The following is a 24,039-nucleotide window of genomic DNA, read 5'->3' on the forward strand; positions in this document are numbered from 1 at the left end:
TAGAATCACACAAACATCTCGAAACTGAGTCTTCAAGAATAGGGAGCGTTTGTGGAAGAAAAAGGAGCACTGATGTAGTGCTCCTTTCCGCGGTTATTTTCTTAAGGCTTGGAGAAAATCTTCTTTAAGGTCTTCGATATCTTCAAGTCCAATGGATACGCGGACGAGTCCATCTGTAATACCCAGTTCTGCTCGTCGCTCTTTAGGAATAGAAGCGTGAGTCATCATTGCAGGGACTGAAATCAGACTTTCTACAGCTCCAAGACTTTCTGCCAACGTGAAATATTTTACGTTCCGGAGAACCTGGTCCGCTTTCTCTCCACTGCCGACATCAAAGCTGATCATCCCCCCATTACCACGCGCTTGTTTTTGATGTATATCGCTTCCTTTATGCTGGTCGAGGCCGGGGTAATAAATATCTGTCACTTCCGTGAGATCTTGCAGAAACTCTACGAACTGACGAGTGTTCTCCTCTATTTCTTCCATGCGGATCCCAAGTGTTTTAATTCCTCTCATAAGGAGCCACGAATCCTGAGGTCCTAAAACTCCACCGGTAGAATTCAATACAAAGTGGACATCTTCCGCCAACTGCTCATTATTTACAACGACGAGACCAGCTACGACATCGCTATGTCCCCCTAAATATTTGGTGGCACTATGCAAGACGATATCCGCACCTAGTTCAATCGGATTCTGCCAATATGGCGTGCTAAAGGTATTATCAACGATAAACGTCAAGTCTTTTTCCTTAGCCAGATCAGACACTTTTTCTAAGTCTGTCACTTTAAGCAGCGGATTGGTTGGTGTTTCCACATAGATTGCTTTTGTACGATCGGTGATGGCTGATTTAATATTTTCCACGTCGCTGGTATCAATAAAGCTTGCTTCTAGTCCAAAACGGTTGATGATTTTAGATACAAGACGATACGTTCCACCATACACATCATCGGTGAAAATCACATGATCTCCATGATTGAAAGTCATGAGTACAGCTGTTATGGCGGCCATACCTGACCCAAAAGCGAAACCTTTGTGTCCGCCTTCTAAATCCTTAATTAGTTCTTCCAGTGCAAAACGCGTCGGATTTCCTGTTCGAGAGTATTCATACCCTCGGTGCTGACCGACCCCGTCTTGTTTGTAAGTACTTACCTGATAAATAGGGACGCTTACAGCTCCTGTCTTTTCATCCCCTGTGATCCCCCCGTGGATCAGCTGTGTTTTTTTCCTCATGTCCTCACTCCTCATATATACCTTGACTTAAATAACGTTCGCTGCTGTCTGGAAAAATGGTTACGATTCTTGCTCCCGGCTTCGCCTGTTCCGCTTCTCTCAAAGCAGCTTCAAAGGCTGACCCAGATGAACTTGCTACGAGCAAACCTTCATTTAAAGCAAGCTCCTTCACACGGCGGAAAGCCAACTCATCAGAAATGGTATGAACCGAATCAAAATAATCAGCGTCCATATAGAAAGGAAGAAACTCCATCCCTATGCCTTCTGTACGATGTGGTCCAGGTTCTCCTCCGTTTATAATAGAGCCTTCCGGTTCAACGATTACGGTTTTGACATTCTCCATTTGCTCTTTTAAATACCGGGAAGTCCCCATAAATGTCCCACCTGTACCAGCACCAGCGACGAAAATATCAAATTCCCCATCCATATCCTTATATATTTCCGGCCCGAGGGTTTCATAATAAGCTTCTGGATTCGCTTGATTATGAAACTGCTGAGGGCTGAAAGAATGAGGGATCTCTTTACACAGTTGTTCTGCCTTCTCTATGGCACCCTTCATTCCTTTTTCAGTAGGAGTATTTACGACTCTTGCCCCTAGTGCTCTCATCAGGGTCTGTTTTTCCTGACTGAATTTTTCCGGTGTAACAAAAATGACGGTGATTCTTCTTCCAATCGCAGCCAGCGCAAGGCCAATTCCTGTATTACCCGCCGTGGGTTCAATAATTGTCCCCCCAGGCTTTAATAATCCACGTTCTTCCGCATCCTCAATCAGTTTTAAACCCAGGCGGTCTTTGATACTACCGCCTGGGTTCATGAATTCAAGCTTGGCAAAAATTCTAGCTTGATTCGGGATTTCGGAATGAGTGAGTTCAATCATCGGTGTCTGACCAATTAGTGATTGTATATTCTTCACGTAACCCATCGCATTCTCAACTCCCGTTAGTTATTGAAAAACTTCCGTCCATTCTTCACGTTTTTCAAGTAATTCCTTCGCCAGTTTCTGTGCGCCTTCCAGGCTGTGACTTGCAGCAAATCCACACTGGACCTCGTTGCATGCAGGAACTTCGTCCGCTTCCAACACATCTTGAAGAGTCTTCTCGATGACATTCAGCACGTTATCATAGCTATCGTCATTAAGAATAGCAATATAAAAACCTGTCTGGCAGCCCATCGGCCCAATATCCACAATTCGGTCATGGTGATTCCGGCTGTTTTCTGCCATCAAATGCTCCAGGGAATGAAGGGCCGGCATATCCATATGTTCCTGGTTCGGCTGTTTGATACGAAGATCGTATTTATAAATTTTGTCTCCCTTTTCTCCTTCGGTCACTCCTACTAAACGTACGTAAGGGGCACTGACTTTCGTGTGGTCAAGGTTAAAGCTTTCAACGTTCATTTTTGGCATAAGTTCATTCTCCTTTTTTTGCCTGAATGAGCCAGGCGTATTTGTTTAGTTGTTCAAAAGTTACCTCAAATCCGTTGAGGACAAACATCTCTCTTAGTTCTTCTAGAAATGGGTAGTATTCTTCCTGCAAATCCTGTGCTAAATTTAAAAACCCTTGTTTTTCGGCAGCTTTGATTAGCTGTTGTTTATGTTCCTCGTCTTTAAAGATGGTATCTATAAAAACTACTTCCCCCTCATCTTCAAGACGATCTCGAAAGCTCTGGATAGCTTCAACTTTCTCACTAGTCGTCAAATGATGAAAAGCGAATGAACTGATAATGGACCGGATAGGCGTTAAGAGTTCCGGATACTCCAGAAAGTTTCCATCATAGATAGCAGCTTCCGGGCATTTGACTTTAGCGATTCTCCGCATTTCAGAAGATGGCTCAATCCCAAGTACGACCTTGTTTTGATCGATCACCTTCCTCGTCAAATTTGCTGTACCCACTCCGAATTCCATGACAGGGGATACGGAAAGCTCGGCTAAACGCTCCAACATTCCATCGTACCCTTCAAACACTTCACGATATTCCGGATCTTTACCAGCTACTGTATCGTCATATGAACTTGCCCATTGGTTGAACAGGTCGACGAATTCCATCCCCATAAATTTCATCTCTCCTCATTATTTATAATTCCAATGCGTTAACTCGGAATTATGTTTATAATGTATCATATTTCAAAACTACCCTCAATGTTATTCTTTTTTAAACAGTAATTTTTTTCTGATAAAAGACCAGCAAAAAACCAGAGTCTAGAAGCGACTCTGGTTTCGTTTATCTTCTTCGTTTTTTAGGGCGTGGCGCTTTTTCTTCCTCTTTATCTCTTTTTCCTGGAGAAAGATTCTCCATAGTCCTTCTTTCTAACTTTTGTTTGATGTGCTGTTCAATTTGTTTAAGCGCTGGCTTATCTTTAGGCGCGGCAAAAGTAATCGCCAATCCCTTGCCTCCAGCTCTCCCAGTCCTGCCGATCCGGTGGATATAACTTTCAGGATCCTGGGGAATGTCATAGTTGAAAACGTGAGTGATGCCCTCTACGTCGAGACCCCTGGCTGCTACGTCTGTAGCGACAAGGTATTGAATTTTAGCATCGCGGAATCGCTGCATCACTTTCTCCCTTTTGGCTTGAGAAAGATCTCCATGCAGCTCATCTGATTCATACCCTTTGGCAGTCAAAGCATCATTCAGCTTTTTCGCTCTGCGCTTAGTTCTACAGAAAATGACCGCAAGAAATGGTCTGTGTTCACTCATAATTTGGATAAGAGAATCTTGTTTCGCTCGATCGGTCGTTTCATATAACAGTTGCTTAATATTGGAGACCGTCACTTTTTCCTCTTTTACTTCAATCCGTTCTGGGTTATGTGTGATTTTCTTTGCTAATGAATGGACTTGTGATGTGATTGTCGCTGAAAATAACATCGTTTGCCTTTCTGACCCACACTGCCTAATAATATCCTGCACATCTGGGAGAAATCCTGCTTCCAGCATTTGATCGGCTTCATCGATGACCAACTGATGGATATGAGTCAGTTCTACAGTTTCCCGTCTTAAATGATCCAATAAACGACCTGGAGTTGCGATGACTACATGGGCTTTGCCATTCAATTTATTCGCTTGTTTTGCTACATCCTGACCACCATACACCGCCAGCACATGAGTTTCCTCATTTTTAAGCTTGTTCACTTCATGAGTAATCTGCAACGCAAGCTCTCTCGTAGGAGTGATGATGACTGCTTGAACAGCCTCAGAAGATGGATCAATTTTTTCTAAGATCGGCAATACGAAGGCGAAAGTTTTCCCCGTTCCTGTCTGAGCTTGAGCAATAATATCTTTTCCATCCATTAAAGGCGGAATCGCACGTTCCTGAACAGGAGTCGGCGAGGCAATCCCCTGCCGCTTCAGTTTTTCAGTTAACTCTTTCGATATTCCTAATTTTTCAAATGGTTTCATCTATTTTTCACTACTTTCAATAAAATTAAATCCGATATTTATTCCGCATAAGCTTGTGGAAGACTCGGTTTCGAGAATTCAGTTGAGCGGAGAGACTGTGCTTCCCCGCCACCCCTGAAGCTCTCCAAAGGCAACGAACCCCGGCAACATCTCGAAACTGAGTCCAAGAATCCTGCTAGTTCGTCGAATATGACCATTCCTTTATTGTACCTGAAAAAGGATCGTTATGTTAGGATTCGTGAAAATTGATCGAGAGATGTTTGTTCATCAATTCAGCCATTTTCCATATAGTTATAAAAAGGACTGTTAAAAAGGGGGGGCTCCTATGGACGTTAAAGTAAGAAGTGGCGACACCCTGTGGTACTACTCAAACCTTTTCAATGTACCGTTGGATTTAATCATAGATTCGAATCCACAAACGGGACCATCTTCGCTTCAGATTGGACAAACCATTCGCATCCCTGGTTATGAAACGAGCCAGTACCGGGTTCAAGCCGGCGATACCTTTTGGAAAATTGCCAGTGAGCGTCGAATCTCTTTGGACGCCATCGCATTGTTAAATCCTTCTGTCAATCCTAGAATGCTGCAAATCGGGGGGATTTTATCCCTACCCGTTCAAATATCCTATCGTGTCGTCGATGGAAACCGCCCTTATGACTTTAATGTATTAACTAATGATTTAAATGAACTTTACGAATTATACCCATTCATTAGGAGACAGACGATTGGAAATAGTGTGATGGGGAAAAATCTCGTAGAACTTCAAATCGGCCGTGGTCCGAAAGTAGTTCATTGGAATGGTTCATTCCATGCGAATGAATGGATTACCACTGCCGTCATCATGCAGTTTTTAAATGACTACTTGCTTGCTTTAACTAATAAAGAGACCATTCGAGGGTTAGAAATCGATCCTTTTTACGATGAAGTGACACTTTCCATTGTTCCTATGGTTGATCCTGATGGGGTTGATCTCGTTCTGAACGGACCACCCGATGGGGAATTTGGAGAGTTGGCATTAAGTATCAATGATGGGAATACTGATTTCTCTGGATGGAAAGCAAATATACGAGGAGTGGATTTAAATAATCAATATCCAGCTAAATGGGAAGTGGACGCTGCAAGGAAACCGACTTCCCCTGCACCAAGAGACTTCCCTGGTTACCAACCCTTAACGGAACCTGAGACGGTTGCAATGGCTGAGCTTGCGGGTGCACGTAACTTTGAAAAAATGTTGGCTTTCCACACACAAGGAGAAGTGATTTATTGGGGATACGAAGGACTTGAACCACCTCGTGCCCTGACGATTGTCAATGAGTTTGAAAGAGTAAGCGGGTACAAACCCATCCGTTATGTAGATAGCTTTTCAGGCTATAAGGATTGGTTTATTCAGGATTTTCGACAACCGGGATTCACTGTAGAATTAGGGATGGGGGTAAACCCTCTCCCCCTCGAACAGTTTGATGAAATCTACCAGGAAACGATAGGGATCTTTCTGGCAAGTTTATATATGTAGACGTACTCAGCGTTCAACGCTTGACCGCTTTGTCACTTTCTACTGCAAACCCCCTGCGTAATGTCTTCGCAGGGGGTAACTGTTTTTAAAAGTCTTTTTTGTCCATATGACCATTGTGCTCCTTGATGACCTCAACAGCTCGATCGTACTCTTCTTCTTTAATAGAAAAATGAAGCACGTGAGTTAAATGCTTTTTATCAGAAAGTGCACTATCCTTGTCATGTTTAGGTGAGACAACCTCTGTAAAGTTGAATGTTCCTCCCCCGGAATTCGTTGAGCCTGCGACAGGAACAATCGGAGTCATATCTGTATCCTCAGGGATTGCTTCTACTGTATCCTGATCGACCGATAAAGATTGTAACGATGATTTTGCACTTTCTGCATCATTTTCAGTTGAAAAATAAGCTTGAATGGTTTTTGCCATACGATCATCCCTTTCTATATACGGTGGTATGGTTATATTATCCTTCCCTTCTGCTTTTCAAACCTTTGGCTCCTCCTTGAGGCGGACATACAAAAAACACCTCTATTAAGAGAGGTGTTCTTTTGCGAGTTGAATTTGTTTTTGCACTTGATCGAACCCTGTTCCACCCTCACTGTTCCGTGCAGCTACGACTTGATTCGGGTTCAGTTTTTCAAAAATATCCGCTTCAAAGAGCGATGAAAAATCCTGGTATTCCTCCAGGGTTAAATCCAACAAGTATTTCTTTTGTTGAATTGAATACAAAACAATTTTCCCGATCACTTCATGCGCTTCTCTGAACGGCATTCCTTTGACGGCCAAATAATCAGCGATATCTGTGGCATTCGAATAATCTTCATTGACAGCATTCTTCATTTGATCCCCTTTGACCTGCATTGATGCAAGCATCGGGGCCAGCAGCGATAATGCTCCTTCAAGAGTTTCAACCGTATCAAACATCCCCTCTTTATCTTCCTGCATATCTTTGTTGTAAGCGAGAGGCAGTCCTTTAAGCAATGTAAGCAACCCCATCAAATGGCCATAGATCCTACCTGTTTTTCCACGGAGAAGTTCAGGTACATCAGGGTTTTTCTTCTGAGGCATGATGCTCGACCCCGTACAAAAGGCATCATCCAATTCAACAAACTGAAACTCCTGGCTCCCCCACAAAATCAGCTCTTCAGACAACCGTGAGATGTGTGTAATCATAATAGAAGAAACAGATAAAAACTCAAGAATAAAATCACGGTCACTGACGGCATCCAATGAATTCGGATAAGGCTGATCGAACCCTAAAGCATCCGATGTCATTTGTCTATCAATTGGATAAGGTGTGCCTGCAAGAGCCGCAGCTCCAAGCGGAGACCAGTTGACCCGCTTCAAACTATCCTGCAAACGCTCCTTATCTCTTTCAAACATCCAAAAATAAGCCATTAAATGGTGACCAAACGAGACGGGCTGAGCACGCTGCAGGTGGGTGTACCCTGGTAGAATCGTCTCTACATGATTTTCCGCCTGTTCCACCAGAGAAGATTGAACGGCTTCTACAAGCTCCATCAATCCTTTTGTTTTTTCACGTAAATAAAGGTGCATATCTGTGGCCACTTGATCATTCCGACTTCTGCCGGTATGCAACTTTCCACCAACAGGTCCAATCTCATCAATGAGCAATTTTTCTATATTCATATGAATATCTTCATGCTCAACAGAAAAGATGACGTCCCCATTCTTCACTTTCTCTTGAATCGTAAGTAGCCCTTCCTTGATTTGCATCACTTCGTTCATTTGAATAATGTCGCAGGCACCAAGCATTTCCACATGAGCCATACTACCCTCGATATCCTGAAGCGCAAGTTTTTGATCAAAGTTGATGGAAGAGGTGTACTCTTCCACCAACTTATTTGTAGGCTTTGTAAACCGACCGCCCCACAATTTAGTCATGCTGGCTCACCACCGCTTGATCCAGTAACTTCTCTCCTTTATGAACGTCCGCATGGACTTTCGTCGGCAATCCCCACAACTTAATGAACCCGACAGCGGCATTGTGATCAAACGCATCTTCTTTTGAATAGGTGGATAGCTCTTCATTATACAGACTTACCGGTGATTTCTTTCCAATCACGGTATGGTGGCCCTTGAACAACTTCACTTTTACCGTACCGGTGACGACCTGCTGCGTAGAGTCAATGAATGCAGATAGAGCCGGTTGTAGTGGTGAATACCATAAACCATCGTATATGATTTTGGAAAGCTGCTGATCAACACTGGCTTTATATTGGGAAACTTCTCTTGTTTGTGTCAAAAATTCCAGCTCTTTATGAGCATTGATTAAAATCATTGCTGCAGGGTTTTCATAAACTTCTCTTGATTTAATTCCTACAAGACGATTTTCTGTATGATCAATTCTGCCAACCCCATGCTTGCCACCAAGTTCGTTCAAGTACTCAATTAAAGGCACAAGATCCATTTTTTCACCGTTTAATGAGACAGGCTTTCCTTCAATGAAATCAATCTCAATGGTCTCCGGCTGATCAGGAGTCTTTTCAATCGGATTAGTCCAGGCATACGCTGCTTCAGGAGCTTCCTTCCAAGGATCCTCAAGAACTCCAGCCTCACAAGCACGACCCCAGATGTTTGCATCAATAGAGAATGGATTTTCAAGATTGACAGGAACCGGTATCCCTTTTTCTTCTGCGTAAATGATTTGTTCATCACGTGTCATTCCCCATTCACGAACAGGGGCGATAACTTCAAGATCAGGATTCAACGCTTGGATAGAAACTTCAAAACGGACCTGATCGTTCCCCTTTCCTGTACAACCATGAGCTACAGCAACCGCTCCTTCCTGCTCTGCCACTTCAACCAGCAGTTTAGAGATGAGCGGACGAGATAGAGCAGAAGATAATGGATATTTCCCTTCATACAGCGCATTCGCTTTTAGAGCCGGCATCAAGTATTCCTCAGCCAATATCTCTTTGGCATCTACCATAATTGCTTTGATCGCTCCTACATCCAAAGCCTTTTTACGAATCGTTTCCAAGTCTTTCCCTTCACCAACATCCAACCCTAAAGCAATGACATCATACCCATACTTTTCTTGGATCCACTTAACAGAAATCGATGTGTCCAATCCACCGGAATAAGCTAATACTACTTTTGGTTTTGTCATATAAATAACCTCCTCAATTATTGTCCATAAAAAAATCCGTCTCCTACCTGGGGTAAGAGACGGATTTTGAATCATCCGCGGTGCCACTCTCATTGTCTGTATATCAGACCAACTCGAAGCTGATAACGGGGGCTCCCGGTTCTGGCTACTCTTTTCACCGAACATCTCAGAAGTGCGTTTCCGTATCAATCCGTCACCAGGCTTCCACCGCCCCCGGCTCGCTGTCGATCAGATTCATACGTACTTTCTTCGTCCATGAATGTATTTTTATAACTAATTGTTTATAATTATACAAAATCATATGCAGAAGTCAACACATAAAATACATTCAAATAAAAAGTTTTTCAGATTCCCATTTTCATAACCCCTTCATCCACAAACGCTCCCTATTCTTGAAGACTCAGTTTCGAGATGTTTGTGCAGTGGTTGGGGCTACGGGGGATGACTCGCTTTCCGCGGGAGCGCGGTGAGCCTCCTCGGACTGCGTCCTGTGGGGTCTCACCAAGCACTTTTTTCCCGCAGGAGTCTCGCCATCCCCCTCCTCCCCTTTGCTATATCAGTGTCTCGAAACCATTTCCCGATCAGCTATTCAGTGTGATGGGAGTATGAGGATAATACTCTCAACCCAAGGTGTTTACACTCTGAAAGCTTGATACAGAGCGTTTTATGCCTACAGCAATCTTGATAGCGGAGACCTTGCTTGGTATTGGTGTTCGGTATCTCCTACATCGTATGGGGTGGTTGGGAAGCTGCAAGACTCCCGTGGGAGAAGGAGTTAGGTGAGATCCCGCAGGACGCAGTCCGAGGAAGCTCGCCACTCCCCAACAGGAAAGTGTTCAAATGCGGAATCGCCCTGATAGACACGACTGGCATAAGCAGCCCAGCAATGGAATCTGCCCTTTCATTTCATTGCTGGGCTGCTTATGACGCGAGTGTCTGGGCGATGGAGCTAGACGAGTAGCTTCCCAGCCACCCCTGAGCTCAATCCTGGCAACGAACCCCGGAAAACATCTCGAAACTGAGTCTTCCACAATCCTGCCATATTGTTTAATAAAGCTGATGCACGTAAATTGAATAGGCCAGGGTTTCCAGGGGCATATTCTCGTGTTAAGATGAGTAGGGTAAATTAAATAAAGTCTGCTTCAGGGCAGGAGAGGTTCTAGCGACACCCTCTATAAAAAACTAAGGATGGAACTGTACCTTGCCTTAGGTGCGGTTTTTTTAATGGTTTTGGGTGTGTAGAATTCTCTTTTTCGATGATGAAAGGAGAATTTTTTTATGGAAAAAAATAATAAAGCGGTGGTTGTATTCAGCGGTGGACAGGATAGTACGACTTGCTTGTTCTGGGCATTGAAGAAATTCGAATCCGTGGAAGTCGTTACGTTCGATTACAATCAACGTCATAAAGAAGAGATTGAAGTGGCGAAAGAAATTGCTTCTGATCAGCAGGTGCGTCACCATATCCTTGATATGTCTTTGCTTAACCAACTCGCTCCTAATGCGTTAACCAGGGATGATATTGAAGTGAGAGATGGCGAAGATGGGGAACTTCCTTCTACCTTTGTTCCGGGTAGGAATCTATTATTCTTGTCTTTTGCTACCATTCTTGCGCGTCAAATCGGAGCGAAACATATTGTTACAGGTGTCTGTGAGACTGACTTCAGTGGTTATCCAGACTGTCGTGATGTTTTTGTTAAATCCTTGAATGTAACACTGAATTTGTCAATGGATGATGAATTCGTCATTCACACTCCTCTCATGTGGCTCGACAAAGCGGAAACATGGGAAATGGCTGACGATTTGGGTGCTTTCGAGTACGTCCATGAGAAAACGTTGACTTGTTACAATGGTATTCGCGGTGATGGATGCGGCGAATGCCCGGCTTGTGAACTTCGAAGAAACGGCCTCCATACTTATGTTGCAAAAAAAGAGGTGGCTGAATAATGTACGGATTTACTATTGTAGAAAACTTGCAGAAAATAGATCAAGACATTAAACGTCACGAGTTAAAGTACCATCAAAAACGTGTACTCGTCAGTAAAGAATTCACCTTTGATGCTGCTCACCACTTGCACTGTTATGAAGGGAAGTGTAAAAACCTTCATGGGCATACGTATAAAGTGATTTTTGGTGTCAGCGGCTTAGTCGATGATATTGGGCTTGTCATTGATTTCGGTGATATCAAGAAAATCTGGAAGGAGCAGATCGAGGTCCACCTCGATCACAGGTATTTGAACGATACACTGCCAAACATGAATACGACAGCCGAAAATATGGTCGTTTGGATTTATGAGAAAATGGAAGACGCTTTGAAAGACGATCCGAATCAGTGTCGTGTTGAGTTTGTAAAACTTTATGAAACACCGACGAGTTTCGCGGAAGCAAGACGGGAGTGGATGAGAGATGAATAAATTCCCGGTTCTCGAAATTTTTGGTCCTACCATCCAAGGTGAAGGAATGGTGGTGGGTAGAAAAACGATGTTTGTGCGTACGGCAGGGTGTGATTACAGTTGTGCGTGGTGCGATTCTGCCTTTACATGGGACGGAAGCGCCAAGCATGACATCGAACGGTTAACTTCAGAAGAAATTGTGACTCGACTGATCGAAACGGGTGGAGATCAGTTCGATCATGTTACGATATCCGGTGGTAACCCTGCCCTTTTAAAAAATCTCCATGAGCTTATCGTTCCTCTCCATGAAAGAGGAATCGAGGTAGCTCTTGAAACACAGGGCAGCCGTTGGCAGGAATGGTTCCCTCAAATTGATGACCTGACCATTTCTCCTAAACCACCCAGCTCTAAAATGAAGACGAATTGGAACGTTCTGGATGATATCTTGTATCGTTTGGAAACCGCCGGACGCCTTCAGAACACGAGTTTAAAAGTGGTGATTTTTAATAAAGATGACTTGACCTATGCCGAAGAAGTCCATGAAAGATATCCTAATGTCCCCTTCTTTTTACAAGTCGGAAATGATGATCTGGAAGAAAACGAAGCAGGAACATTAGCCAGTCACCTCCTTGACCAATATGAATGGCTCATCGACCAGGTTGTCGCCTCATCCAAGCTGAATAAAGTACGCGTTCTCCCTCAAGTACATGCTCTTGTCTGGGGGAATAAACGAGGAGTTTAAAAGAAAAAGCCTGACAACATTTCCTATGTTGTCAGGCTTTTTTCATCCTCGTTTCTTGCTGTCATAATGCCCTTTCACCACTACGGCAGCATGTACCGCTCCTGGGACATAAAAAATCAAAGTTAAGATTAAATTCAATAGCGCCTTTAACGGTTTCCCTGTAAACAAGACAGCTAATGGTGGTAAGAATATGACTAATATATATAACATGATTGAATCACCCTTTCTCCTGCTTCCTTTCAGTTTTCCCTTTTACGAGGTTTTGAACACTCCCGGATTGTCTTCTTCTTTGATTCCATATTGTGATTTCCAGTGCCGCTATACAAACGAGCAGCCATGCAAGACCGAATAGCATGCCTCCAAAGACATCTGTGAAAAAGTGTACGCCGAGATAAATCCGAGAGAGACCGACAAGTGCAATTAATATCCCCAGCGCTACATTTATGGTCCATTTCACCTGTTTCTTCAATGGACTGATTACAATTAAGTAAATGAGAAACCCGTAAAAAACTACAGAACCAGTTGTATGTCCACTCGGAAAGCTGAAACCAGTTCCATCATACTCCGCCAACACTTCTGGACGTTGGCGCTCAAAAGTTACTTTCAGCAATTTAGTCAATGCACTAATGCCGAGCATTACGATGGCAAAATAAACACCTACCCAACGGCTGAAGGGAGAAAAGAACAGAAGAAAGATGAGCAGTGCTACAGATGCTATGGTTATAAATAAAACAGACCCCATTTCCGTGATCCATCCCCAAAACGCATCCATCCACGGAGTAGTGATGGACCTCACTACGTCTGTAGCTGCTTGATCTACAATGAATTTCTCCTGTTCAAGAACTTCTGCCGCAAGTTCAGTGAAAAAATAAACGGCTCCGCCTACCAGGGCGAAGCCCGTCAAAATAATGATAATAGAGGCTTTCGAAAGGTCTGAAAGCTTCGTTCCTGAAAACAACATCACGATTCCTCCTGACTGACATGAACTCTTAATTCCACCTTTCCCCTAATCCCTAGGGGTTAACCTCGAATTACAAGCCTCGATACTCTTTAATATGAAGGATATTGTTTGAATAACAGAGCTCTCTCCCTCTGTTCTTATGATTAACTGCCGCCAATTTCACAACCCTAACAAATGTTACACAAAAAAAGAAACTCAAGGACTATTCCTAGCCTCCGAGTTTCTTTTTATTTATGCTGTTTTTTCTTTGTTCATTAACGCTTTTCGCTTTTTCCGTTCATCGATCTTGGTCAGAATGGAAACCACCAGGGCCACGACGAATAAACCAGAGAAGAAAATGAGGCTGTTTTCATAGCTTCCAGTCGTATCTTTCATCCAAGCTGCAAAGATGGGCCCGGCAAGTCCGGCGGCCGCCCATGCTGTCAAAATATAACCATGAATGGCGCCAAGTTCTTTTGTTCCAAACAAGTCCCCGATGAACGCGGGAATGGTAGCAAATCCGCCTCCATAACAAGTATAAATAATAGAAAATGCAATGACAAAAATCCACGTGGCGGTTGTCCAAGGCAGAACAAGGAATAAACCGATCTGCAGAACAAAGAAGGTGATATACGTATTTGCACGACCTATATAATCGGAAGCACTTGCCCAACCGATTCTTCCAAGCCCATTAAAAATGCCCATTACACCAACGAGAGTGGCTGCTGTGGCTGTCGTTACCCCGACGCTTTCCTCCAACAATGGTTTAGCGGCAGAAATAACAGCAATTCCACACGTGACATTAATGAACAACATCGTCCAAAGGTAATAAAAACGCTTTGTCTTCAATGCTTCTTTTGCACGCAAGTTTGCCAAATCTTGATTTTTCGTATCCGTTTCCTTGTCTGGATCATATCCCTCTGGTGTCCAACCTTCAGGAGGGCGGGACATGTAAAGGGAAGAACCAATCATAACGACAAAATAACTGATTCCTAGAATATAAAAGGTGGCTGCGATTCCAACTGAATTAATAAGAAAGTCCATCAACGGGCTGGCAATAGCTGCTGCAAAACCAAAACCCATAATCGCCATCCCCGTTGCAAGACCTCTACGGTCAGGGAACCATTTTACTAATGTAGAAACCGGTGCGATATAACCAACACCTAAACCTATACCGCCAAGAACCCCGTAAAATATGTACAGCATCCATAATGAACCTGCGTTAACGGCGATTCCTGACCCAGCCACACCAATCCCGAAAAAGATAGCAGCTGTAATCCCGGCGACCCTCGGTCCATATTTTTCAACGAACCATCCTAAAAAGGCTGCAGATAATCCTAAGAATAAAATGGCAATACTAAAAGTCAATTGTACTTGACTTGCTGACCAGCCAAATTCTTCGCTCAATGGACCTGTAAAGTTACTCCAGGCATAAACAGATCCGATAGAAATATGAATCCCCACCGCTCCTAAGGCGATCAACCATCTGTTTTTCACTTTTCTTTCTGACATTTTTTCACCTCTTTTTCATTAATTACCTGTCTTTTTCCTATAATCTCAATTCCTAAACAATTTTCCATTTATTATGACACATTCTGACTACCCTGGAATATTTCCTGGACAATAAAAGACACCTCCTACCCTGGAAGTGTCCATATCTTATGATTTTTCTATTCTTTAGACCAGCCCTTGAGGTAAGGCGGTGCTTTTCTTAATACCTCACCCTATTAAATCCACCGTTGTTTCTTACGATAGGATTTTACGTCTCTGTAATTTTTACGTCCTTCTTCATTTATTCCTAAATAGTGTTCCTTGACTTCCTGGTTCGAAAGCAACTCTGATACAGGAGCTTCCAAAACAGAGCGTCCGTCCTCAATGATATATCCATAATCCGCGATGGAGAGCGCTACATTGGCATTTTGCTCAACGACAAGAATGGACATCCCTTCCTCTTCATTGATCTGTTTAATGTTTTGAAAGATTTCTTGGACGAGAAGCGGTGCAATTCCAAGGGATGGCTCGTCCAACAACAATAACTTTGGTTTCGCCATAATTCCTCTGCCGATAGCGAGCATTTGTTGTTCGCCTCCTGAAAGCAACCCAGCATGACGGGAACGTAACGTTTTTAACTTTGGAAAATAATGATAGACACGTTCCATGTCTTTCTTTAGATTCTTTCGATCTTTCCTCGTGTGAGCGCCTGCTGTTAAGTTTTCTTCGACTGTGAGGTGTGTGAAAACTCTCCGTCCCTCCATACTTTGGAAGATGCCTTTTTGAACAATTTTATCAGGACTCATTGAAGTGATGTCTTGCTCTTGATAAGTAATTTTCCCTTTCGTCACTTGACCGTTATCTCCCCCAAGCAAGCCCGAGATTGCTTTCAGTGTCGTAGATTTTCCTGCCCCATTACTTCCTAACAGAGCAACAATGTCTCCATCTGGAACCTCGATCGACATCCCTTTTAAGACTAGAATCATCTTCGAATACACGACTTCGATATTATCAACTCTCAGCATGCTGAATCACCTTCCTTTTGAAAAAGGGGCCTCTTTACGAGACCCCACACTCATTTAATCTTCATAACTGAAATAATCCGTGGTGACCTCAAATTTCCCATCCTTAACCTCTGCTAGACGAACTTGATTCGTTCCCGCATGGTTGTCTTCTGAAAAAGTGACAGGAGCGGCCAGACCACCGAGATCCATGTCCTTAATTTGTTCGAGCCCTTTCCGGATTCCTTCTCCATTCAACTCTTCGGCATTCCCTATACCCTCAGCCATAATTTTAGCGGTTACCCAACCTTGAACGAATTTTTGACTGACATCTTCCAGACTTTCCCCTTTGGAATCCAAGTACTCTTCCATTTCAGACAGCCCTTCCAAGTCTTCATATGGAAAAGCGTGGGTAACAACGCCTAACATTCCTTCTGCCGCGTCCCCAGCAATTTCTACCACTCCTTCACCCGTCGCCCAGTTCAGTCCGATAAATTGGGTATCAATGCCAAGCGTCTGAGCTTCACGTAAAATTGTGGCTGTCGCTCCCCACGTTTGTTGAATGATGGCATAGTCCGGAGCAGCTTCCTGCATATTTAGCATTTGGGATTGTGCTTCTGTCGCCGTTACAGGAATGACCTGTTCATCCACTACTTCGACACCAACTTCAGCCGCGTAGGCTTTAATATCTTCGACTGGAGAACGTCCGAACGCTGTATCGTTATATAGAAGTGCGAGTGTCGGATTGCCTCCTTCGTGATTCTCCTTGATCCATTTCACAACAGCTCGTCCCTGGTCAGAGTATGTAGCTGCTGTTAAAAAGTTGTATGGACTTTCCTCTAAATCTTTAAGGTTTTCTGAGTAGGAAGCAGAGAAATAAGGAAGTTGATCGTTGGCTACCTGCTGCCGGAGTGCTTCTGTATCCGCTGTGCCCCATCCAAGGATAGCCGATACTTTGTCTTTATCACGTAACTCTTGATACAATCGCTGACCTTTTGCCATATCGTAGGCGTAATCGTCACCAATCAGTTCAACTTGAACACCATCAATTCCACCCTGACTATTCAAGTATTCATAGTAAGCTTTTTCACCCTCAGAATATGGTGTCCCCACATCCCCCGTTCCACCTGTAATATCAAAAAGCGCTCCAATCTTTACCGTTTTACCATCAGAAGCTTCTGCATCTCCCCCAGCTGCTTCATCTCCATTACAAGCAGCCATCATCCCCACCAACAGCATGAATCCCAACCAAAGCATCAACGATTTTGCGTACGTTTTGATCAAATCCTCGACTCCCTTTCTATGTTTTATAGTTAGAGCAAAGAGTATAAAGCCCTTCCCTCCACTTACTAATAAGAAAATGGCCAAACTTTGAAATAATTTTTGATATTACTCCAAATATGCGCAAGTCCACCTGGTTCAAAGATGAGAAACAGGATGATCACTGCACCAAAGGCAAGTTCCTGGAAGGCTGCTAACGTGTTTTGCATATCCGGCATATAGACAGCAATATAATCCATGACAAAACCGAGTCCCACCGGCAAAAGCGTAATAAATATGGCTCCAAGAATGGACCCAAGAATACTCCCGAGACCCCCGACTAAAATCATGGCCAAGTATTGGATCGATACCGTTATGCTGTATAGTTCCGGACTTACAATCATCGTATAATGAGCAAGCAACGCACCCGCAATCCCGACAAAAAAGGAGCTGATTGCGAAGGAAAGCACCTTGTATGTGAATAAGTTGATGCCCATAATTTCTGCTGCTACGTCACGATCACGAACAGCTAAAAAGGCTCTCCCAGTACGACTGCGGAATAAATTCAAAGTATAAACGATCGTAAAAAGCAGAATGATGAGACACAAATAGTAGTAGCTGCTTGCAGACATAAAAGAAAACGTTCCGATAGATGGACGTTGAAGGACCATTCCAGAAGTTCCACCTGTCAATCCGGTCCAACGGCTAATGATAAATAAAATGATGAACTGTGCTGCTAATGTGGCAATGGCGAGATAAAGCCCTTTCAATCGTAAAGACGGAATCCCGAACAGTGCGCCGACAGAAGCTGTGATGAGGCCTGCCACAGGCAATGCCACCCAAAAACTTAATCCTAACGTACTTGTTAATATGGCAGATGTATATCCACCTACACCTAAGAAGGCACCTACGCCGATTGATATTTGGCCCGTGAATCCTGTCAAAATGTTCAGTCCAATAGCACCTATGGAGGCTATTGCACATAAAGTCGCTAAACCGATGACATAATTATCGGCGAGCAAAGGAAACAGGAAGGCTAGAATAGCCAGACCGAGGACCCTGATTTTCACCCGTTTGACTGAAAAAATAGCCATATCCTTTTCGTACTTGGTTTTGTAATTTCCACATTCCATAACAAATGGATTTTTCACATCCTCACACCCTTTCCATTCCACCTTTTCCAAAGAGGCCATAAGGCTTGATCATTAGTATTAAAATGACGACAATGAAGGGGAACACTTCTTTCAATCCCCCTCCAACAAGAGGATCAATATATCCACCTGCCATACTCTGCAATATCCCAATAATAAATCCACCAACAATGGCTCCAGGGATACTATCGAGTCCTCCGAGGATAACGACGGGTAAAACCGTAAGACCAATTACACTCATCGTCGCGTTCACGCCGTTAATGTTTCCAAGCAATACCCCACCAACAGCAGCGACGATACAAGCAATCGCCCACGTGATGGCGAATACCCGTTTTACATTAATCCCCATACTGGCTGCTGCTTGAAGGTCATCGGCAACCGCACGCATCGCCACCCCCATTTTTGAGAATTTAAAGAAAAAGGTAAAAGCAAGAAGCAGAGCCATAACAATAATGAATGACCATAAATAAACAGGTGTAATAAGAACTTCACCAAAAGTCACCGGAGTGTTCGGAAAGAGGTTTGGATACATGCGCGTCTGGTGTCCCCATACCATATGGACCAAACCTGCAAGCAAGTTACCAAGACCGATCGTTGCCATAATGACTGAAATGGTCGGCGCATTCAGTAACGGTCTTAGTACGACTCTCTCAACTAATAATCCAAGTACACCACACACGCCCAGGGTAACCGCCAGGGCCACTAGGAAAGGCAGTTTCAAGGCAGTGACAAGTGTTAAACAAATATAGGACCCGATAAGTACGAATTCTCCATTTGCCAGATTCAGAGCATCGCTAGCTTTATAGATTAGGACGAACCCTAATGCTACGAGCGCATAAATACTCCCTACTACTACTCCACTGACCAGCATTTGCATAAAGAAAGTCAACTCAAGCCACCCCCTGTGATCGATCTAATAAGATGATGGGTACGATTTCCCCTTCATATGTTTCTTCTGAATTCAGGTTTGAAAGGGTATCAAACTGTCCGGCGTCGTTGTATAACGCAGCCAAATATCGCTTGTAATTCTTTTCCACAGTTCTTCTTACCGTCTTCTGCGTGGACGTCATCTCACCATCACTCAACCGTAACTCTTCGGGTAGGATGACGAAACGCTTGATGCGGCTTTCCTCAGGTAAAGATTGCATCATTTTAAGGACTTGATCCTTGATAAGTTCAATGACCTCCGGATGCATCGTCAAATCCCGGTAACTCGTATAAGAGATTTGATTCTTTTCTGCCCAACGTCCCACGCTGGCTCGATGAATGGTGAGCATAGCCGTCAAATAGGCCCGACCTTCCCCGAAGACTACAGCTTCTTGTAAGTAGTGACTCTTACGAAGCTCGGTTTCAATTTCACTGGACGATTGCCCATCTGTCGACTCCAAAGGCAATCGCTCCTCCATTCTCCCTCGGATTTCCATTTCTCCTGAATCGAGGATTCGGCCATAATCTCCAGTAGAAAGTTCCGTTACATGATTCCCCCCTAAATAACCAGCAAAAACTTGAAGGCCTTCACATTGAACTTCTCCTCTGGATGCCAGGTTCATAGATAAACCAGGTAGAGGTTTCCCAGCACCTGCTGCCGTCCATTCGCGGTCCCTCTGAATAGAAGCATAGCCAGTGGTTTCAACCATTCCATAAGTTTGTTTCACATTGACACCTAACCCTTGGAAAAACTCAAAAGCGTCCCTATTCAACCTCCCGCCCGTCACGTAAGCCCTTCTTACTCGCGAAAGTCCTAAATGATCACGGATAGCACTGTACATGAAAAAGTCATCAAGCGAGTATTTGAGTTTTGATAAAAAAGAGACCGAACGGTTGCTCAATTTTGCTCGTGCGTTTTTTTCTATACCAGATTCGGTAAGTTCAAACATTTTCTTCTTCAATTTTGTGGAATCATTCATTCGAATTTGGAAGCGGGTCAACATGTTCTCAAATGTTCGTGGAGGTGCTTGGATCAGGTGTGGTCCGATTTCTCTTAAATCGTTTAAAGTGGTGGAAGGTTCTTCGGGAAAGTTGATTGTCATTCCTCTCGTCAAGGAGAGTCCGACTGCCATCACTTGTTCACAAATCCAGGCAAGAGACAAGAAGGATAAATAGTCATCATCAGCTTTTACAGGGTCTACTTCATGAATAGATAAAGCCGTTTGGATCAGGTTGGAATGCGTGAAGGTCGCCGCTCTAGGATGCCGTGTCACTCCAGAAGTGAACGTAATGAAAGCAATATCCAGAGGTTTTACTTTTTGTATTTGATGCTCAAAAAATGACGGATCTTCACTGGCGCGTGTGCTGCCAACGGATTGCAAGCTCTTTAAATCCATTAGCTTATCATGAGAATAGGAACGGAGACCTTTTTCATTCCAGAAAAGGATCGCCTCAATGGCAGGAAACGAATGGATAATTTCAAGAAGCTTGTCCACCTGTTCCTGGTCCTCCACCACTAAAATTCTCGGGTCACATTCTCTTAGGTAATGGGCCATTGCGTCCGGGGGAGCATCCTGATAAATACCCACCGGTACAGCCCCGATCGACTGAGCCGCAAGTTCCGTGACAATCCAGTGCGGTCGGTTGTCCCCGATGATTCCAATACGCTCTCCTGCTTGGATTGAAAACTCTTCTTGGAAACCAAGGGCCAATGATTCTACTTCTCTATAATAGTCCCGCCAGGTCCATTCTTTCCAAATGCCTAAATTCTTCTGACGTAAGGCCACTTTCCTCCCTTCCTTTTCTGCTTTTTCTAACAAAAGCTGAGGCAACGTTCGATGCGTCATCCCACAATCCCCTCCTTATGTGGTTACTTCTTGTTCACCCAAATAAGCCTTGATGACTTCCGGGTTCTTCTGTATTTCTTCCGGAGTACCAAAACCAATCCGTCTACCAAAATCCAGGACAGCAATTTTGTCAGAGAGATCCATAATGACCCCCATATCGTGTTCAATGAGGAACACCGTGATCCCATTCAACTCATGCATATCCAAAATAAACCGCGCCATGTCCTCTTTTTCAGCACTATTCATCCCGGCCATCGGTTCATCCAGCAAAATCACTTCAGGTTCAAGGGCAAGCGCTCGTCCTACCTCCACTCTTTTTTTCAATCCATATGGAAGTGTACCGACTGGCGTATGACGAATCTCCTGCATCTCTAGAAATTCAATGACTTGCTCCACCGACTGACGATGAACGACCTCTTCCTTTTCCGCACCACCCCAGTAAAGACCACCCGTGAAAATCCCCGCCTTCATTTTGACATGCCGACCCAGCTTCAGGTTATCCAGCACAGACATGTGTTCAAACAAAGCAATATTTTGAAACGCACGGGCAATGCCAAGCGAAGTCCTTTTATACGGTTTCATTCCAAGAATTTCTCTTCCGTTGAAACGGATCGACCCTGAGGTAGGTTTGTACAGCCCGCTTATGCAGTTCAGCATACTCGTCTTCCCTGCTCCATTCGGACCGATCAACGAAAAGATTTCACCCTTTTCAAGGTGATAGGACACATCGTCCAAAGCTTTCACACCACCGAATTTCAATGATATATTTTCGACTTCTAAGATAGGCAAATGTGAAGACCTCCTCTTTTATGTAAGCGTTACCACAGCTATAAAAGTATTATATAACCTAAAAGAGAGAAGTCAATATAGTTTTTGTAATTTTATGAATATTATGTATATTTTAAGATGATATAAACCCTATCCACTTTTGATTTACAAGGGCTGGAATCGGTTCCTAATTCAACCCTCACTCACTTAAATTTTTTTAAATGATTATTTAAACTTTCTTCCTTAAAAAGTTTACCCTCCCACCAATATCAATTGTTGGAAGATGAATTCAAAAAACTCTTGATTTTTCCTGACTCTCTATATACAATAATAATTGTCGAAAAACATACGGGGCATTAGCTCAGCTGGGAGAGCGCTTCGCTGGCAGCGAAGAGGTCAGCGGTTCGAGCCCGCTATGCTCCACTACCAAAAGCCACCATTTCCAGTACTGGAAATGGTGGCTTTATTTACCCTATCAGTCTTATGTAACACCCCTATAAGAGACATTACAAAAGAAAAAAGCCTCCCTATTTTGGGAGGCTTTTTTGTATTATGAAGCTTTTACAGCCTTTTCAGCTTGAGAGCCAGATGTTGTCATTAACGTTGCTACAATCAATACAATAACCGCAACAGGTACAGCAACAACTACACTGTTCACTTCAAATGGCTGGCCTAGAATAATTTCCCATGTTAATGTAGCCAGCACACCAGCGATCATAGAAGATACACCGCCTATCGCATTGACGCGCTTCCAGAAGAATACGGCAAGGACCGCAGGAGTTAAACCTGCACCATAAACGGTATAAGCATACATTTGCACACTTAATACTGTTGGGAAATAACTGATGATTACGAAGGCGAATACACCCAGCGCAACAATGAATATTCTTGTCATAGCAAGAAGCTTTTTGTCAGACGCATCCTTATTCACATAATTACCATAAAGGTCATAAGTCAAGTTCGTTGCTGCAGACAGTAAGTAAGAGTTCCCTGTAGTAATGATGAAGGAAGCTGCTGCTGCCAGCAAAATACCACCGATAGCGATTGGCATAGCTACTGTAGTAGCCATCAATGCCATTCCTGGATCAATATCCGGGAATATGGAACGGGATGCAAAAGCAATCAATGAAATGGATGGTGAAATGACGATCATCGCAATCAGCCACCCCATTTGTGCACGCTTCGCGGATTTATCTCCTTTGGAAGATGCGAGACGCTGATACATGTTTTGGTCACCCAGTAATAAGAACAAAGAAGGCAGCAAATAACCGATCATTTGAATCGTCGTCAAACCACCCGTAGCACTCATGTGAGACTCAGGTACATTAGCGACGATTTCACTCCATCCACCTGCAACCATAATGATTGTAGGAACAGTAATGATCAAACCTCCGACCATCAAAAATCCACTGATGGCGTCCGTTTGAGATACTGAACGAAGTCCCCCGATCATTGCTAGGAAGATAATCATGGCAGCACCAATCATCGTACCTGTCTGCACAGTCATCCCTGTTGTTAAGTTAAGAATGAACCCGAAACCTTTCATCTGATAAGAAACGATACCGACATAAGCAAGGATGATAATAACACTCGCAATGTTACGGGATGTACGCCCATATTTCGACTCTAAAATACCGGCAACGGTGAATTTTCCGTGTTCGCGGATTTTAGGTGCGACGACATAAAGAATGATAATACCGATTAACGTTGGGAGCATCATCATCAAAGAAGGAAGAATACCATAAGAGAAAGCCATCGACGTTTCTCCGCCGGAAATACTTCCGCTTCCTGTCCACGTGGCCAGAAGCGTTCCCATCAATACAAAAGGGCCTAAGCTTTTACCGGCTAAAACGAAATCTTCACTGCCGGCTACTTTTTTCGACATGAATACACCAATGCCGACCATTAATATTCCATAGATTGCTATAAACCATAACAAAGTTGGATCTTGTTGCAGTTCCATAACTACTAAATCATCTCCTGATGTTTTTTGTTGGCTGGTTCTTGTTGAGCTGTTCTATTAAAAACATCGGCCGATGTGAAATCGCTCTTTGAACACAACGATAATAAAACTAACATAGATTTTAATTTTGTGAAAATGGCAAGTAGACAGCTGAAAAGGGGCTATTCTCCGCGTTTTTAAAGGATTCCATTTTTTCACATACCCTTATGAAAGCGATAACCACACCCTTTCAAAAAATTGCTTTATTCTTAAGAAATTTCTGTTAAATAAGCATTTCCTCGACAGAATTTTG

At 43.5% G+C, this 24,039-nt stretch carries 22 protein-coding genes, 1 tRNA gene, 1 riboswitch and 1 other annotated feature; of the genes, 5 read left to right on the forward strand and 18 right to left on the reverse strand.

Features of this window, described 5'->3' with window-relative positions:
• Positions 1 to 93: 93 nt before the first annotated feature.
• From J0K78_RS15385 to J0K78_RS15405, 5 genes are all read right to left on the reverse strand, one after another.
• Complete coding sequence (locus J0K78_RS15385; RefSeq protein ID WP_160916440.1) at positions 94 to 1,230, reverse strand: bifunctional cystathionine gamma-lyase/homocysteine desulfhydrase; 1,137 nt, start codon at positions 1,228 to 1,230, stop codon at positions 94 to 96.
• A 4-nt stretch (positions 1,231 to 1,234) separates the two neighbouring features.
• Positions 1,235 to 2,152, reverse strand: a complete 918-nt coding sequence (locus J0K78_RS15390; RefSeq protein WP_206947835.1) for a PLP-dependent cysteine synthase family protein — start codon at positions 2,150 to 2,152, stop codon at positions 1,235 to 1,237.
• Between the two features lie 21 nt (positions 2,153 to 2,173).
• Positions 2,174 to 2,635: an S-ribosylhomocysteine lyase gene (locus tag J0K78_RS15395; protein WP_206947836.1), complete on the reverse strand. Its 462-nt coding sequence runs from the start codon at positions 2,633 to 2,635 to the stop codon at positions 2,174 to 2,176.
• Positions 2,636 to 2,639: 4 nt separating this feature from the next.
• Positions 2,640 to 3,281, reverse strand: coding sequence for a methyltransferase domain-containing protein (locus J0K78_RS15400; protein WP_206947837.1), 642 nt, complete (start codon positions 3,279 to 3,281; stop codon positions 2,640 to 2,642).
• Between the two features lie 169 nt (positions 3,282 to 3,450).
• On the reverse strand, positions 3,451 to 4,623 hold the full coding sequence (locus J0K78_RS15405; RefSeq protein WP_206947838.1) for a DEAD/DEAH box helicase: 1,173 nt from the start codon (positions 4,621 to 4,623) through the stop codon (positions 3,451 to 3,453).
• A gap of 325 nt (positions 4,624 to 4,948) precedes the next feature.
• Between J0K78_RS15405 and J0K78_RS15410 the strand changes: the two genes are divergently transcribed.
• Positions 4,949 to 6,136 carry a M14 family metallopeptidase gene (locus tag J0K78_RS15410; protein ID WP_206947839.1) on the forward strand — a complete coding sequence of 396 codons (1,188 nt, stop codon included), beginning with the start codon at positions 4,949 to 4,951 and terminating at the stop codon, positions 6,134 to 6,136.
• 85 nt (positions 6,137 to 6,221) lie between these two features.
• Here J0K78_RS15410 and J0K78_RS15415 read toward each other — a convergent pair whose 3' ends face one another.
• From J0K78_RS15415 to J0K78_RS15425, 3 genes are all read right to left on the reverse strand, one after another.
• Positions 6,222 to 6,560, reverse strand: coding sequence for a hypothetical protein (locus J0K78_RS15415; protein ID WP_206947840.1), 339 nt, complete (start codon positions 6,558 to 6,560; stop codon positions 6,222 to 6,224).
• A 105-nt stretch (positions 6,561 to 6,665) separates the two neighbouring features.
• Positions 6,666 to 8,039 (reverse strand): argininosuccinate lyase, encoded by a 1,374-nt coding sequence (gene argH / locus J0K78_RS15420; protein ID WP_206947841.1) that lies wholly within the window; start codon positions 8,037 to 8,039, stop codon positions 6,666 to 6,668.
• Entirely contained in the window at positions 8,032 to 9,267 is a 1,236-nt protein-coding gene (locus J0K78_RS15425) for an argininosuccinate synthase (protein ID WP_206947842.1), read from the reverse strand. The genes argH and J0K78_RS15425 overlap by 8 nt, the downstream gene beginning before the upstream one ends.
• Positions 9,268 to 9,319: 52 nt before the next feature.
• Positions 9,320 to 9,532, reverse strand: a binding site (T-box leader).
• Positions 9,533 to 10,414: 882 nt separating this feature from the next.
• Positions 10,415 to 10,459: riboswitch (PreQ1 riboswitch) on the forward strand.
• A gap of 86 nt (positions 10,460 to 10,545) precedes the next feature.
• On the opposite strand from J0K78_RS15425, the gene queC reads away from it, so the two are divergent.
• From queC to queE, 3 genes are read left to right on the forward strand one after another with little or no spacing between them, the layout of a single operon-like run.
• Positions 10,546 to 11,211, forward strand: coding sequence for a 7-cyano-7-deazaguanine synthase QueC (gene queC / locus J0K78_RS15430; protein ID WP_206947843.1), 666 nt, complete (start codon positions 10,546 to 10,548; stop codon positions 11,209 to 11,211).
• Positions 11,211 to 11,678, forward strand: coding sequence for a 6-carboxytetrahydropterin synthase QueD (gene queD / locus J0K78_RS15435; RefSeq protein ID WP_160916423.1), 468 nt, complete (start codon positions 11,211 to 11,213; stop codon positions 11,676 to 11,678). Before queC ends, queD begins: the two co-directional genes overlap by 1 nt.
• Positions 11,671 to 12,399 carry a 7-carboxy-7-deazaguanine synthase QueE gene (gene queE / locus J0K78_RS15440; RefSeq protein ID WP_206947844.1) on the forward strand — a complete coding sequence of 243 codons (729 nt, stop codon included), beginning with the start codon at positions 11,671 to 11,673 and terminating at the stop codon, positions 12,397 to 12,399. Before queD ends, queE begins: the two co-directional genes overlap by 8 nt.
• Before the next feature lie 42 nt (positions 12,400 to 12,441).
• Here the strand turns inward: queE and J0K78_RS15445 are convergent, their stop codons facing one another.
• The 9 genes from J0K78_RS15445 to J0K78_RS15485 all read right to left on the reverse strand — a co-directional run bounded on the left by J0K78_RS15445 (position 12,442) and on the right by J0K78_RS15485 (position 21,805).
• On the reverse strand, positions 12,442 to 12,609 hold the full coding sequence (locus J0K78_RS15445) for a YqaE/Pmp3 family membrane protein (RefSeq protein WP_146818851.1): 168 nt from the start codon (positions 12,607 to 12,609) through the stop codon (positions 12,442 to 12,444).
• A gap of 7 nt (positions 12,610 to 12,616) precedes the next feature.
• On the reverse strand, positions 12,617 to 13,360 hold the full coding sequence (locus J0K78_RS15450; protein ID WP_206947845.1) for a phosphatase PAP2 family protein: 744 nt from the start codon (positions 13,358 to 13,360) through the stop codon (positions 12,617 to 12,619).
• Between the two features lie 231 nt (positions 13,361 to 13,591).
• Complete coding sequence (locus J0K78_RS15455) at positions 13,592 to 14,836, reverse strand: L-lactate MFS transporter (RefSeq protein ID WP_206947920.1); 1,245 nt, start codon at positions 14,834 to 14,836, stop codon at positions 13,592 to 13,594.
• Positions 14,837 to 15,066: 230 nt separating this feature from the next.
• Positions 15,067 to 15,855 carry an ABC transporter ATP-binding protein gene (locus J0K78_RS15460; RefSeq protein WP_206947846.1) on the reverse strand — a complete coding sequence of 263 codons (789 nt, stop codon included), beginning with the start codon at positions 15,853 to 15,855 and terminating at the stop codon, positions 15,067 to 15,069.
• A gap of 54 nt (positions 15,856 to 15,909) precedes the next feature.
• Positions 15,910 to 17,088 (reverse strand): ABC transporter substrate-binding protein, encoded by a 1,179-nt coding sequence (locus J0K78_RS15465; protein WP_206947921.1) that lies wholly within the window; start codon positions 17,086 to 17,088, stop codon positions 15,910 to 15,912.
• A 92-nt stretch (positions 17,089 to 17,180) separates the two neighbouring features.
• A complete protein-coding gene (locus tag J0K78_RS15470) occupies positions 17,181 to 18,242 on the reverse strand; it encodes a branched-chain amino acid ABC transporter permease (RefSeq protein ID WP_370551150.1) in 1,062 nt (353 codons plus the stop codon).
• A gap of 4 nt (positions 18,243 to 18,246) precedes the next feature.
• Positions 18,247 to 19,131, reverse strand: a complete 885-nt coding sequence (locus tag J0K78_RS15475; RefSeq protein ID WP_206947847.1) for a branched-chain amino acid ABC transporter permease — start codon at positions 19,129 to 19,131, stop codon at positions 18,247 to 18,249.
• 1 nt (position 19,132) lies between these two features.
• Positions 19,133 to 21,016, reverse strand: coding sequence for an AMP-binding protein (locus tag J0K78_RS15480; RefSeq protein ID WP_206947848.1), 1,884 nt, complete (start codon positions 21,014 to 21,016; stop codon positions 19,133 to 19,135).
• Between the two features lie 15 nt (positions 21,017 to 21,031).
• A complete protein-coding gene (locus tag J0K78_RS15485; protein WP_206947849.1) occupies positions 21,032 to 21,805 on the reverse strand; it encodes an ABC transporter ATP-binding protein in 774 nt (257 codons plus the stop codon).
• A 329-nt stretch (positions 21,806 to 22,134) separates the two neighbouring features.
• Here J0K78_RS15485 and J0K78_RS15490 point away from each other — a divergent pair.
• A tRNA-Ala gene (locus J0K78_RS15490) sits at positions 22,135 to 22,207 on the forward strand.
• Between the two features lie 127 nt (positions 22,208 to 22,334).
• Here J0K78_RS15490 and J0K78_RS15495 read toward each other — a convergent pair.
• The gene (locus tag J0K78_RS15495; RefSeq protein WP_206947850.1) at positions 22,335 to 23,747 is read right to left on the reverse strand and encodes a sodium:solute symporter family protein; all 1,413 of its coding nucleotides are present in this window, start codon (positions 23,745 to 23,747) and stop codon (positions 22,335 to 22,337) included.
• Between the last annotated feature and the right edge of the window lie 292 nt (positions 23,748 to 24,039).

The sequence above is a fragment of the Halobacillus sp. GSS1 genome, assembly GCF_017307035.1.
Taxonomy (GTDB): domain Bacteria; phylum Bacillota; class Bacilli; order Bacillales; family Halobacillaceae; genus Halobacillus; species Halobacillus litoralis.